The organism is Nocardioides sp. TRM66260-LWL (genome assembly GCF_020075545.1).
Lineage (GTDB): Bacteria > Actinomycetota > Actinomycetes > Propionibacteriales > Nocardioidaceae > Nocardioides.
Genome location: NZ_JAIQZK010000006.1, coordinates 13,519 through 26,707 on the forward strand (window position 1 = coordinate 13,519; position 13,189 = coordinate 26,707).

General features: G+C 71.0%; 11 protein-coding genes and 1 tRNA gene. 4 read left to right on the forward strand and 8 right to left on the reverse strand.

What is annotated here, in order from left to right; genetic code table 11:
- Positions 1-73: 73 nt before the first annotated feature.
- The 3 genes from K8Z61_RS14195 to K8Z61_RS14205 form a co-directional block, all read right to left on the reverse strand.
- Positions 74-2,092: a tyrosine-type recombinase/integrase gene (locus K8Z61_RS14195; protein ID WP_224130539.1), complete on the reverse strand. Its 2,019-nt coding sequence runs from the start codon at positions 2,090-2,092 to the stop codon at positions 74-76.
- Positions 2,093-2,112: 20 nt separating this feature from the next.
- Positions 2,113-2,577, reverse strand: a complete 465-nt coding sequence (locus tag K8Z61_RS14200; RefSeq protein WP_224130540.1) for a hypothetical protein — start codon at positions 2,575-2,577, stop codon at positions 2,113-2,115.
- 269 nt (positions 2,578-2,846) lie between these two features.
- Positions 2,847-2,927, reverse strand: a tRNA-Tyr gene (locus K8Z61_RS14205).
- A 97-nt stretch (positions 2,928-3,024) separates the two neighbouring features.
- Between K8Z61_RS14205 and K8Z61_RS14210 the strand changes: the two genes are divergently transcribed.
- Positions 3,025-3,516 carry a YajQ family cyclic di-GMP-binding protein gene (locus tag K8Z61_RS14210; protein ID WP_224130541.1) on the forward strand — a complete coding sequence of 164 codons (492 nt, stop codon included), beginning with the start codon at positions 3,025-3,027 and terminating at the stop codon, positions 3,514-3,516.
- Between the two features lie 148 nt (positions 3,517-3,664).
- Here the strand turns inward: K8Z61_RS14210 and K8Z61_RS14215 are convergent, their stop codons facing one another.
- From K8Z61_RS14215 to K8Z61_RS14235, 5 genes are read right to left on the reverse strand one after another with little or no spacing between them, the layout of a single operon-like run.
- Positions 3,665-4,885 carry a geranylgeranyl reductase family protein gene (locus tag K8Z61_RS14215; protein WP_308116786.1) on the reverse strand — a complete coding sequence of 407 codons (1,221 nt, stop codon included), beginning with the start codon at positions 4,883-4,885 and terminating at the stop codon, positions 3,665-3,667.
- A gap of 17 nt (positions 4,886-4,902) precedes the next feature.
- A complete protein-coding gene (locus tag K8Z61_RS14220) occupies positions 4,903-5,880 on the reverse strand; it encodes a sulfate/molybdate ABC transporter ATP-binding protein (protein WP_224130543.1) in 978 nt (325 codons plus the stop codon).
- Between the two features lie 7 nt (positions 5,881-5,887).
- Positions 5,888-6,709: a sulfate ABC transporter permease gene (locus tag K8Z61_RS14225; protein ID WP_224130544.1), complete on the reverse strand. Its 822-nt coding sequence runs from the start codon at positions 6,707-6,709 to the stop codon at positions 5,888-5,890.
- Positions 6,702-7,604, reverse strand: a complete 903-nt coding sequence (gene cysT, locus K8Z61_RS14230; RefSeq protein WP_224130545.1) for a sulfate ABC transporter permease subunit CysT — start codon at positions 7,602-7,604, stop codon at positions 6,702-6,704. The genes K8Z61_RS14225 and cysT overlap by 8 nt, the downstream gene beginning before the upstream one ends.
- Positions 7,601-8,665: a sulfate ABC transporter substrate-binding protein gene (locus tag K8Z61_RS14235; protein WP_224130546.1), complete on the reverse strand. Its 1,065-nt coding sequence runs from the start codon at positions 8,663-8,665 to the stop codon at positions 7,601-7,603. Before K8Z61_RS14235 ends, cysT begins: the two co-directional genes overlap by 4 nt.
- Positions 8,666-9,076: 411 nt before the next feature.
- Here K8Z61_RS14235 and K8Z61_RS14240 point away from each other — a divergent pair, with 411 nt between their 5' ends.
- From K8Z61_RS14240 to rarD, 3 genes are all read left to right on the forward strand, one after another.
- The gene (locus K8Z61_RS14240; RefSeq protein ID WP_224130547.1) at positions 9,077-11,005 is read left to right on the forward strand and encodes a 2-oxoacid:acceptor oxidoreductase subunit alpha; all 1,929 of its coding nucleotides are present in this window, start codon (positions 9,077-9,079) and stop codon (positions 11,003-11,005) included.
- Between the two features lie 29 nt (positions 11,006-11,034).
- A complete protein-coding gene (locus K8Z61_RS14245; RefSeq protein ID WP_374227970.1) occupies positions 11,035-12,117 on the forward strand; it encodes a 2-oxoacid:ferredoxin oxidoreductase subunit beta in 1,083 nt (360 codons plus the stop codon).
- A 154-nt stretch (positions 12,118-12,271) separates the two neighbouring features.
- Entirely contained in the window at positions 12,272-13,180 is a 909-nt protein-coding gene (rarD, locus tag K8Z61_RS14250) for an EamA family transporter RarD (RefSeq protein WP_224130548.1), read from the forward strand.
- Positions 13,181-13,189: the final 9 nt, after the last annotated feature.

Here is a 13,189-nt window from a genome sequence, read left to right on the forward strand (position 1 = left end):
CGGGCCGCACGAGCGGATTCGCAGCAAGGGTTGGCGGAGTAACGTACCGCGGGCCGCGCTCGAGTCACGCGCCCTACTGCCGCGGGGAGCGGCGACGACGGAGCGGACGGGCTTCGACGTAACGCTCGATGCTCGAGCGCGTCACCGATCCGATCCCGCCGTGGAACAAGATGTCGCCCTTCAGGTCCCCACGCGCAATGAGTGCTCTGACTGTTCGCGAGGTGGTGCCGAGGAGGTTTGCCGCGACGGGAACGCTGAGCGCTCGCTCGCGCAAGGCGGTCTGCTCTCGGAAGTAGGAGCGCGCGAGATCTGCCTGCTCCGGACTGATGGCAAGGAAGGCACCATCTTTGGTCTCGAGGGTCATGCCGAGCTGACGAGTGAGGTAGTGCCGGATCCGGTCCTTGGACTCGCCGATCTCCTCGGCCAGGGCGGTCAGGTCGGATCCGCGGTTCTGGAGTCGGATGACTTCCTCCATCGGTATCCGCATCGGGGCTCGTCCGTTGGCGGTGCCCGGCACGGTCTCGAGCTTCCCCTCTCGGCGCAGCTGACGGAGGTAATGCGGAGTCAAGCCGGTGAGGGAGGCTGCGTCGTTGACATCGAGACCATCGTCCGTGGGGCGGACGAGCCAACCGGCGTTGAGCAGGACCTCTTCGATGTGCTCGCGCCGCTCCTGGAGGACGAATTGATTGCCCGTCGTGCACGAGATGGACGTCGGAACCAGCAGACCGTTGGGGAGATAGCGCTCGATCTGGGATGCCATGACGTCGGCGGCTTCGGCAGCCGCACGGAACTCGGGATCGTCGAGCATGTAAGAGCGGTGAATCACTCGATTTCCTGGCGCGTGGCCGAGGGCTGTCTCGACCTTCTCGATGACCATGCCCTCGGCGAGGAGGTCGGTCGAGAACGACTTGCGCATCTTGTGCGGGGTGACCTTTACAGGCTCACCCGACGCCGCGTCGGACCGACTGAAGAACTCATCGTCAAGGACCACGGTGAGCCCTTCGCGTGTGGCCGCCTTCTCCAGCGCGTCGCGGAATCCCCCCTGTCCTCCTCCGAGCGCCTTGAGCGGCGGCACCAGACGCTCCTTGGGGTCGAGGACGTCGTCGTCCAGGTGGAAGGCGTCGATGATGACGCGGATCATCACCATCATCGCCTCAGGCACGACGAGCACTCGCCGGGAGTCATTCTTCGCGTTGTCGCGGTGCTGAACGGTCTCCGTGGTGCCGTCATCTGTGCGCAGCTTCATGTTGTGTCCGCCTTGCGACTGGACCACCAGCAGACCGCCCGACCCGACTCCGAGGTCTCTGACATCCTCGACAAGGAGCCCGTAGGCCTCACTGATGCGAAGACCGCAGATGCGCAGTAGAAAGAGGACCAACTGGTGAACGACGTGCATGTGACGGGCAAGACGACCGGTCTCGGACAAGGTGGTCGAACGGCTCCGGCGCGACTCACCGGACCCCCGACGACGAGGAGGCTCCACCTCGAGCAGCAGAGGATCGATTGGGTAGCCGCCGCTGTAGCCGGCGAACTTCATGGCCTTTCGAAGGGAGGTGCAGGCGTCGACGAGCGTCTTGCGGTTCCAGACCCCCATCGGCTTGTGGTCCGCCGGACGCCGCCTCGGGGAGCGATCCGGCTTGGGGACCAGCTCCTTCATCAGCTCCCTGTACATACGGCGGACGTCCTCGACGTTGAGGCACCGCAGGCACTTGTCCTCGGCGACCATCCAGGCAGCGAAGGTCGCCAGTTGGCGCTCCACGCCCTCTTGTCGCTCGGGTCCGCCACGGCCGTCCTCGACGTACTCCCGGTGGACCCAGATCGGCGCGACGAGTCGGAGTGAGGCGTTCGGGTCATCGCACCGGCACGCGGCCCGATCAGCAGGAGGCGTGGAGACGCGCTCCTTCTCGGCCGGCGTGGGCTTACGCGAAGCCGCGACGGCCTCCGTGGTGCCTGTAGCTGCGCGCTCCTTGATGGCCACTTCGAGCCACTGCCGGGCCTGCTTCTCGGTTCGGAAGGTCTTCGTGGTCCTCTTCGTGCTGCCCTGCCTGACCGGCAGCGAGGCTTCCCAGGAGCCTGCCGCGGTCTTGCGCACGCTGCCCGTCAGTGGCCGGCTCATCGGCTGTGGTCCGATCCGAGCAGCTGGATCACCATCTTGAGGCTCTCGATGTGGCGGTCTCGCTCGTCGGCGAGCGCCTGGAGAGCGGCCAACTGGTCTCGCAGTTGCGCCACCGAGGAGGCGTCGTCGTCGATCGCTGTCGGTGCTTGTGCCTGCCCGGGCGTCAAGCAGGCGGCCACCGAAGGGTCAAGGTCTCCTGCTGCGATCAGGTCGCCGACCGGCACGCTCCAGGAGCGACGCCCAGTCGTGGCCTGGATGGCGCCTGGGTAGTTGCCCTCCTGGCAGCGCCGCAGAAGCGTGCTGCGATCCAAACCGGTACGCGCGGCGGCGTCGCCGAGAGAGAGTCGGCCACCGGCAGAGGCGGCGAGTGCGTGATCGTTCATGTGGCCGGACCGTCCGAGGCGCGGCTGGCCCGACAATCGCTGCACAGGTCGACCTGTGCGATCGCGCTCGAAGGGCATCCGTGACGCCTGGCGGGGTCCGCTGACGGACGTCTGCCGACGCGTAGGCCTCGTGCCGTCGTGTCGTGCACAGGTGGGGGCGGGGCCGCTCAGGTCTCGGGTCTGGACCTGTGCGCCGATCTCGACAATCGGGGCAGCCGACACCGACAATGAAACAGGGAGACCGGAAAATCTATGGCGATCCGCCCGGCAGGCCGGAAGATCTCCGGCCATACGCCAAGAGCCCCGCACGAAGCGGGGCCCTCGGAGGTACTCTGAACAGTGAATCGTGGCAGGTGCAGGATTCGAACCTGCGAAGCTTTCGCGACGGATTTACAGTCCGCTCCCATTGGCCGCTCGGGCAACCTGCCGGGCGTCTGGCCCGGGCTCGTTTGGCCCCGGCGCGACGAGGCGAAACAATAGCGCAGCCCGTCCGCCCGTCCCGAATCTGCGCTAGGAGCCTCCATCGTGGCCGACTCGTCGTTCGACATCGTGAGCAAGTACGACCGCCAGGAGGTCGACAACGCCCTCGGGCAGACCGCCCGCGAGATCGCCACCCGCTTCGACTTCAAGGGCACCGGCGCCACGATCGAGTGGAAGGGCGAGGCCGCCATCGAGATCACCGCCTCCGCCGACGACCGCGCCACCGCCGTGCTCGACGTGTTCAAGGGCAAGCTGATCAAGCGCGACGTCAGCCTCAAGGTGCTCGAGGTCTCCGACCCGCGCCCCTCGGGCCAGGTGTCGAAGATCGACATCGCGCTCAAGGAGGGCATCTCCTCGGAGAACGCGAAGAAGGTCGCCAAGCTGATCCGCGACGAGGGCCCCAAGGGCGTCAAGGCGCAGATCCAGGGCGACGAGCTGCGGGTCTCCTCCAAGAGCCGCGACGACCTGCAGGCCGTCATCTCGCTGGTCAAGGGCCAGGACCTCGACTTCGCGGTGCAGTTCACCAACTACCGCTGAGCCGCGGCCCGTCCACGACGCGATCTTCCGGTGGGCGTTCGAAGGTTCGGACGCCCACCGACAGGTTCGGCGGCCGACCGCTGGAGCCTCGGCGGCCAGCCGCCGAAGCTCTCGCTGTCGCCGCGCCGAGCCCTCAGGGCAGGCAGAACTAGTCGCCGGCGGGCGAAGCTTCGCCTGCCGGCGACCGGTTTCCCCGGGCGCCCGGGGAAACCGACGCGCCCAGCACCCCCAGCCCCACCCGCACCGACCGATGCGCGAGCGCCCGGTCGAGCGTGGTCTCGCCGGAGGCGAGCCGGCGGAACCCCTCCCACCCCGGACGCGTGTGGGCGATGAGGGCGTGGAAGGCACCGGGGCGTCGCTCGAAGGCGCGCAGGCAGCGGAACCCGGCGGCCATCTCGGGCAGCAGGTCCGCACCCAGGGCGTCGGCGTGGGCGGCGCGCAGCTCGCCGTCCGAGGAGGCGAGGCCGGCGGCGGCGACCTCGCCGGCCAGCCGTCCCGAGCGCAGCGCGAAGGAGATGCCTTCGCGGGTCCACGGCTCGAGCAGCCCGGCGGCGTCGCCCACCGCGAGCACCCGGCCGGCGGCGAGCGGCGAGTCGGACGTCCGGCAGCGCGTGAGGTGGCCCGACTCGTGCACCACCCGCTGCCCGGCGAGGCCGCGCTGCTCCAGGTACGCGCGCAGGTAGGCGCGGGTCTCCTCGGGGCGTCCGCGGCGCGCGATGACGCCGACGGTCAGCGTGTCGCCCTTGGGGAACACCCACCCGTACGAGCCCGGGATCGGCCCCCAGTCGATCTGGATCGACTCCTGGTCGAATCCGGATCCGGCCGCGTCGACCTCCAGCTCCAGACCGAGGTCGACCTGCGCCAGCCGCACGCCCACCGCCTTCGACGCCCGCCCCGACGTCCCGTCGGCGGCGATCACGACCCGCGCGGCGACGTCGCCGGACGCCGTCCGCACCACCGCATCGGCGTCCGAGCCCGAGCCCGAGCCCGAGCCACCCGGCTCGACGGACCGCACCGCCACCGGCGTGCGCACCTCGGCGCCCGCGGCGACGGCGGCGTCGAGCAGCCACGCGTCCAGCTCGGGCCGCACCACGCAGCGGATCACCCGCTCCCCCGCGTCGCGCACGGCCTCGCGACCGCCGCGCAGCGTGAAGGACGCCCGCCGCACCGTCGTGCGCACCGGCGGCGTGCCGGGACGGCGGTCGAGCTCGGCGAGGCTCGGGCCGATCAGCCCGCCGCCGCACGTCTTGTAGCGCGGGTGCTCGACCCGGTCGAGCAGCAGCACGGACGCCCCCCGCGAGGCCGCGGCCCAGGCCGCCGACGACCCGGCCGGACCGGCCCCCACCACGACGACGTCGAACCGCTCCACGCCCGGAACGGTAGCCGTCAGCGCACCAGCGACGACCCCGCGGCCGGCACCGTGGTGGCGCCGGGCTCGGGACGCAGCCACACCGCGGCGTCGACGTCGAGGCCCAGCGAGCGGGCGTGCGTGCGGGTCATGACGACGAGCGTCTCGCCCTGGGGCGTCTCGACGCTGACCCGCACCTCGAACCCGACGCGCAGCACGCGGGTCACGCGTCCGGCCAGGGCGTCGGGGACGGCCGCGGTGCTGACCGCGATGTCGTGCGGACGCAGCAGCACGTCGCCGAGGCGGGTGATCTCCCCGAGGAAGCCCATGACGAAGTCGTTGGCCGGCTCGTCGTAGAGCGTGTCGGGCGCGCCGACCTGCTCGACGCGACCCTCGTTGATCACCACGATCTCGTCGGCGACCTCGAGCGCCTCCTCCTGGTCGTGGGTGACGAAGACGGTCGTCACGTGCACCTCGTCGTGCAGCCGGCGCAGCCAGTCGCGCAGCTCCTTGCGCACCTTGGCGTCGAGGGCGCCGAACGGCTCGTCGAGCAGCAGCACCGACGGCTCGACGGCCAGCGCGCGGGCGAGCGCCATGCGCTGCCGCTGGCCGCCGGAGAGCTGCGCCGGCAGCCGGTGGGCGAACTGCGAGAGGTGCACCAGCCTGAGCAGCTCGTCGACCTTCTCGGCGATCTCGGCCTTGGGCCGCTTGCGGATCTCCAGGCCGAAGGCGACGTTCTTGGCCACCGTCATGTGCTTGAAGACGGCGTAGTGCTGGAAGACGAAGCCGACGTTGCGCTTCTGCGGCGGCAGGTGGGTGGCCTCGACGCCCTCGATCGTCACCGAGCCGGAGTCGGCGGTGTCGAGACCGGCGATGATCCGCAGCAGCGTCGACTTGCCGCCGCCGGACGGGCCGAGCAGGGCGGTGAGCTGCCCGGTGGGCAGGCTGACGTTCACGTCGCTCAGCGCGACGAAGTCGCCGAAGGACTTGTTCAGTCCGCGGACCTCGATGCTCATGGGAGCCTCACTTCTCGTTCGAGGGTCGGAGCAGCGCGACGACGACGAGCGCCGCGATGCCGACGAGGATGAGCAGGAACGCGGTGGCGTACGCGGTGTCCTGCTGGAAGTTCTGGTACTTCGCCTCCACCAGCAGCGTGGCGGTCTGCGAGCGGTTGGCGACGTTGGACGAGACGACCTTCACCGCGCCGAACTCGCCGACGGCCCGCGCCAGGCTGAGCACGACGCCGTACGCGACGGCCCACTTGATGCTCGGCAGCGTGATTCGCCAGAACGTCTGGGGGCCGTTGGCGCCGAGGCTGCGGGCGGCCTGCTCCTGGTCGTCGCCGATCTCGGTGAGCACCGGCACCACCTCGCGCACGACCAGCGGCAGCGCGACGAAGCAGGTGGCCATCACCATGCCGGGGGTGCTGAAGATGATCTGCAGCCCGACCCCCTGCACCACCGGGCCGAGCACTCCGTCGCGGGTGTTGTAGGCGAGCACGAGCGCGAGGCCGACGACCACCGGCGAGACCGAGAGCGGCAGGTCGATCAGCGCCGAGAGCGCGCGCTTGCCGGGGAACTCGTAGCGCACCAGCAGCATCGAGACGGTGACGCCGAAGACCAGGTTGATCAGGGTCGCGCTCACCGCGATGACGCCGGTGAGCTGCAGAGAGGAGACCACCTGCGGGTCGCCCAGCGCGTCGGTGAGGTTGCCCAGGCCGTTGCTGAAGGTGCGCTGCACCAGCAGCCCCACCGGCCAGGCCACCAGCAGGAACACGTAGCCGATCGCGATCACGCGCAGCAGCCACGTGGTCGGACGGGACGGGGTGGTCGGCCGGCTAGCCACGGCGGGCCACCCGTCGCTGGACGACGTCGAGCAGCACGATCACCGCGAGCGCGACGGCGAGCATCACCGAGGCCAGCGCCGCGGCCGAGGCCTGGTTGCCGTTCTCGATGAAGGTGAGCACCCGCACCGAGACCACCTCGGTGGCGAACGGCTTGTTGCCGCTGAGCAGCACCAGCGAGCCGTACTCGGAGATCGCGCGGGCGAAGGACAGCGCGGCGCCCGCGGTGATGGCGGGGGTGAGGGCCGGCAGGACGATCCGGCGCAGGATCGTCGCGCGTCCTGCCCCCAGGGAGGCCGCGGCCTCCTCGACGTCGGCGTCGAGCTCCTCGAGCACCGGCTGCACCGTGCGGACGACGAACGGCAGCGTCACGAACGCCAGCGCGAGGAAGACGGCGTAGCGGGTGAAGGCCCAGTCGACGCCGAGGGGCGACTTCGGGCCGTAGAGCGAGAGGAGCACGAGCCCGGCGACGATCGTCGGCAGCGCGAACGGGATGTCGATGACGACGTTGAGCAGCGCCTTGCCCGGGAAGGCGTCGCGCACGAGCACCCAGGCGATGACGGTGCCCACGACGACGTTGACGATCGTCACCAGCGCCGCCTGGCCGACGGTGAGGGTGACGGCCGCCCAGGTCTGGTCGTTGCGGAGCACGTCGAGATAGCGGCTCACGCCGTTCTCGCCGGCGGTGGCCACGATGGCGGCGAGCGGCAGCAGCACCAGCAGGCTGAACCAGGTCATCGCCAGGCCGAGGCCCAGCCCGGCGCCGCGGGTCAGCGTGGAGCGGGGGGTCGTGCGGGGCGAGCGCCGGACGCGCCACCGCCGGCGCCCGCCGTCCGAGGACGGGGACGCCGGCGGGGCGGGACGCTCGGCCCCGGCGAGGCCGGGGCCGGAGGTCACGAGCCGGCCTTGCCGGTGGCCTGCTGCAGCTGGGTGATGATGCCGAGCGGGTTGCCGTCCTCGCCGTCGCCGAAGAACTGGTCGCCGGCCTTGCTCCAGCCTCCGAACGTGTCGTCGATGGTGTAGAGCGTCTGCGGCTTCGGGAACGGGTTCGCGGGGTCGTTGGCGCCCTGCACCTCGCCGACGTCGACGCCGTCGACGACCGGCCGGAAGCCCGACTGCGCGTAGTCGGCCTGCGCCTGGGTGCCGGTGAGGAACTCCAGGAACGCCTTCGCGGCCGGCGGGGCGTCCTTGGTGACGGCGGCCGGGTTCTGGATGAGCAGGGTGTCCTGCGGGACGACGTAGTCGACGTCCGCCCCGTTCTTGCGGGCCAGGATCGCCTCGTTCTCGTACGACAGCAGCACGTCGCCGGTGCCATCGGTGAAGGCGGTGGTGGCCTCTCGGCCCGAGCCGGGCAGTGCGACGGTGTTCTTCAGCAGCGCCGAGACGAAGGACTTCCCGCCCGCGGCGTCCTCGTTGCCCTTCGAGCCGTGGGCGTAGGCCGCGAGGATGTTCCAGCGCGCCGAGCCGGACGAGCCGGGGTTCGGGGTGATCACCTGGACGCCGGGCTTGATCACGTCGTCCCAGCCCTGGATGTTCTTCGGGTTGCCCTTGCGCACCACGAGCACGACCACCGACGAGGTGGCGATGCCCTTGGTCGGGGTGTCCTTCCAGTCCTCGGCGACGAGGCCGGCCTTGACCAGGCGCGTGACGTCGCTCTCGAGGGAGTAGTGGACGACGTCGGCCTTCGCGCCGGCGACGACCTGGCGGCTCTGGTCGCCCGAGGCGCCGTAGGAGGGCTGGAAGGTGACGTCCTTGCCGGCGTCGGTCTTCTCGAAGTCGGCGAAGACCGGCTCGTTGGCGGCCTCCATCACCGAGAAGGCGGAGAGCGTCAGCGTCGTGCCGGACGACGAGCCGCCGCCCCCGCACGCCGTGAGCGCGAGCAGCCCGACGCCGAGCGCCGCCGCGAGCGCGCGGCCACGCCGCGTCGTCAGGCCCCTGCGGGCACCGGTCCTGGTCATGTCGCACCCCATCTGGTTCGTCTGGATCGTCTGCGGGCCTGTCGGCTCGCTGGTCTGCCGTGGACTCGCCCGCCCCGCACCGGGCCGCGGCGGGCCTGGGGCCCGCCTCGCGAATCTGGAGCAGATTAATGGAGATCGTCTAGACCAGTGGCTTTGTCCGACATGCGGGACGCCGTTCCGCCCCTCGGACCGCTCGCGGGACCGCCGCGGCGCCATAGCACGTCTTGGATGGCGGCCCGACTCGGGGATCCGCCCGCTCCCTGCCTACAGTGGGAGGTCGGACGACCTCGCACCCACGCCGAAATCAGAACGTGTTCTAGTTCGCGGTGAGGCCGCAGTAGCATCCCGGCGGGCCCCCGGTCCGCAGCGCGTCGACGCGGCGCGTCCCCCACGCAGTGAGGAGTGGACCGAGTGTCCAAGCAGGTCAAGCAGCTCGACCGGGTGATCATCCGGTTCGCGGGCGACTCCGGCGACGGCATGCAGCTCACCGGCGACCGCTTCACCCAGGAGTCCGCGGTCTTCGGCAACGACCTCGTCACCCTGCCGAACTTCCCCGCCGAGATCCGCGCCCCCCAGGGCACGATCCCCGGCGTCTCGTCCTTCCAGGTGCACTTCGCCGACCACGACATCCTCACCGCCGGCGACGCCCCCGACGTGCTCGTCGCGATGAACCCGGCCGCGCTCAAGGCCAACCTCGGCGACCTGCCCAAGGGCGCCACGATCATCGTCGACACCCACGACTTCACCGCCCGCAACCTGCAGAAGGCCGGCTACGACGCCAACCCGCTCGACGCGCTCGGCGACGCCGGCTCGCAGCTCGGCGAATTCGCCGTGCAGCCGGTCGACCTCACCGGCATGACGATCGAGGCGGTCAAGGAGTTCGGGCTCTCCCGCAAGGACGCCGCCCGCGCGAAGAACATGTTCGCCCTCGGCCTCCTCTCCTGGATGTACGGACGCCCCACCGAGCCCACCGAGGCGTTCCTCGCGAAGCGGTTCGCGAAGGTGCCGGCCATCCGCGACGCGAACATCACCGCCTTCAAGTCCGGCTGGAACTTCGGCGAGACCACCGAGACGTTCGCGGTGCAGTACGAGATCAAGCCGGCTCCGATGGCCCCGGGCACGTACCGCAACATCACCGGCAACCTCGCGCTGTCGTACGGCCTCGTGGCCGCGGGCGTCCGCTCGGGCCTGCCGGTGTTCCTCGGCTCGTACCCGATCACCCCGGCGTCCGACATCCTCCACGAGCTGAGCAAGCACAAGGCGTTCGGCGTCACGACCTTCCAGGCCGAGGACGAGATCGCCGGCATCGGCTCGGCGCTGGGCGCGTCCTTCGCCGGCCAGCTCGGCGTCACCACCACCTCGGGCCCGGGCGTCGCGCTCAAGACCGAGACCATCGGCCTGGCCGTCATGACCGAGCTCCCGCTGCTGATCGTCAATGTGCAGCGCGGCGGCCCGTCCACCGGCCTGCCGACCAAGACCGAGCAGGCCGACCTGCTCCAGGCCGTCTTCGGCCGCAACGGCGAGGCGCCGGTGCCGGTCGTCGCTCCGCAGTCGCCGGGCGACTGCTTCGACGCCGCGGTCGAGGCCGCCCGCATCGCGATCACCTACCGCACGCCGGTCTTCCTGCTCTCCGACGGCTACCTGGCCAACGGCTCGGAGCCGTGGCGCATCCCCGACGTCGACGACCTGCCGACCATCGAGCCGGGCTTCGCCGAGGCGCCCGCCGTCGCCGAGGGCGAGACCGCCCCGGCCTTCCGTCCCTACGAGCGCGACGAGGCGACGCTGGCCCGCCCGTGGGCCATCCCGGGCACCGCCGGCCTCGAGCACCGCATCGGCGGCCTGGAGAAGGGCGACGGGCACGGCAACATCTCCTACGACCCCGCCAACCACGACCACATGGTCCGCACCCGCCAGGCGAAGATCGACCGGATCGCCGACTCGCTGCCGCCGCTGGTCGTCGACGACCCCTCGGGCGAGGCCAAGGTGCTGGTGCTCGGCTGGGGCTCCACCTACGGCCCGATCGGCGCCGGCGTGCGCCGCGTCCGCAAGGCCGGGTTCAACGTCGCGCAGGTGCACCTGCGCCACCTCAACCCCTTCCCGAACGACCTCGGCGAGATCCTGCGGCGCTACGACAAGGTGCTCGTGCCCGAGATGAACCTCGGCCAGCTCTCGCTGCTCCTGCGCGCCAAGTACCTCGTCGACGCCCAGGGCTACAACCAGGTGCGCGGCCTGCCGCTCAAGGCCGCCGATCTCGCCCAGGCCATCGGCGAGCTCGTCGCGCAGGCCGAGGGCGTCGCCGTCGACCTCACCCCGACCTCCTCGAAGGAGACCGTCCAGTGACCGCCACCGACCACTCCGTCGGCCTCGGCATCCCGGGGCTGCGCACCGGCACCGAGCTCGTCCCCGCCCTCGGCGAGGGCGAGACGCAGAGCGCGAAGGACTTCTCCTCCGACCAGGAGGTGCGCTGGTGCCCCGGCTGCGGCGACTACGCCGTGCTCAAGGCCGTCCAGTCCTTCCTGCCCGACCTCGGGCTGCGCCGCGAGAACATCGTGTTCATCTCCGGCATCGGCTGCTCGAGCCGCTTCCCGTACTACCTCGACACCTACGGGATGCACTCGATCCACGGTCGCGCCACTGCCATCGCCAGCGGTCTGGCGATCGCGCGGGAGGACCTCTCGACGTGGGTCGTCACCGGTGACGGCGACGCGCTCTCGATCGGCGGCAACCACCTCATCCACGCGCTGCGCCGCAACGTCAACATGACGATCCTGCTGTTCAACAACCGCATCTACGGCCTCACCAAGGGCCAGTACTCCCCGACGTCCGAGGCCGGCAAGATCACCAAGTCGACGCCCATGGGCTCGGTCGACCACCCGTTCAACCCGGTCTCGCTCGCGCTCGGCGCCGAGGCGACGTTCGTGGCCCGCACCGTCGACTCCGACCGCAAGCACCTCACCGCGGTGCTCGCCGCGGCCGCCGCCCACCGCGGCACGTCGCTGGTGGAGATCTACCAGAACTGCCCGATCTTCAACGACGGCGCGTTCGACGACCTCAAGGGCGCCGACACCAAGGCCGACGCGATCATCCCGCTCGAGCACGGCCAGCCGATCCGGTTCGGCGTCGAGGGCTCCAAGGGCCTCGTGCGCGACACCGCGACCGGCGGCGTGAAGGTCGTCGAGGTCGGCGACGGCGCCGGGCAGACCCCCGTGGGCGAGCTGCTCGTCCACGACGCCCACGCCGACGACCCCACCACCGCGTTCGCGATCTCGCGGCTCACCGACGCGGGCGTGCTGCACCAGTCGCCGATCGGCATCTTCCGCCAGGTCTCGCGGCCGACGTACGACGACCAGGCGCGCGCGCAGGTCGTCACGGCCTCCGAGGCCGTCACTGGCGACGCGTCCGACCGGCTCGCCTCGCTCATCGGCGGCGGCGACACCTGGACGGTCGTCTGAGCCCCGACGCTCCCGGCACCCACCTACGACTCCGCCCCCGGCCGCCGCGGCAGCCGGGGGCGGAGTCGTCTTGTCGACATTCGCTGACGGGACGGCGGCCCGGACGGCTGCCGACGATGCCGCTCCCCCGCGTCCGCCGACCTAGGCTGAGGCGGTGACGGAGGCTCGACGCGGACTCACCCTCGGCATCGCCGCGTACGTGATGTGGGGCGCGTTCCCGCTCTACTTCCCGCTGCTCGACCCCGCCGGGCCGATCGAGATCCTCGCCCACCGCATCGTGTGGTCGCTGGTGACGATGTGGGCGCTCGTGCTGCTGAACCATCGCCTCCCGCAGCTGCGCGCGGCCGTCGCCGACCGGCGTCGGCTGCGGCTGCTGGCGCTGGCCGCGGCGGTCATCACGGTCAACTGGGGCACCTACATCTACGGCGTCACCCACGAGCTGGTGCTCCAGACGGCGCTGGGCTACTTCGTGAACCCGCTGGTGACGGTGCTGCTCGGCGTCCTCGTGCTCGGCGAGCGGCTGCGGCCGCTGCAGTGGGCGGCGCTCGGGATCGCAGGCGTCGCGGTCGTCGTCCTGACGATCGACTACGGCGCCGTGCCGTGGCTCTCCCTCGTGCTGGCGTTCTCCTTCGGCACCTACGGGCTGGCGAAGAAGTCGGCCGACGTCGGCGCCGTGGAGTCGCTGGCCATCGAGACGTCGATCCTCGCTCCCCTCGCGCTGGTCTACCTCGGCTGGCTGACCCTGCGCGGCGACTCCACCTTCGGCACCGAGGGCCCCGGCCACGCCCTGCTGCTGGCGTCGGCCGGCCTGGTCACCGCCATCCCGCTCATCTGCTTCGGCGCCGCGGCCACGCGCGTCCCCCTCGTGACGCTCGGCCTGCTGCAGTACCTCGCCCCGATCCTTCAGTTCCTGCTCGGCGTCTTCGTGCTCGACGAGGCCATGCCCGCCAGCCGCCTGGCCGGCTTCGCGATCGTCTGGCTGGCGCTGGTCGTCTTCACCGTCGAGGCCGTCCGCCACGCCCGGCAGCTGCGGCTGACCGTGGGGGCGTCGACGGCCGCGTAGCCCTTGTAA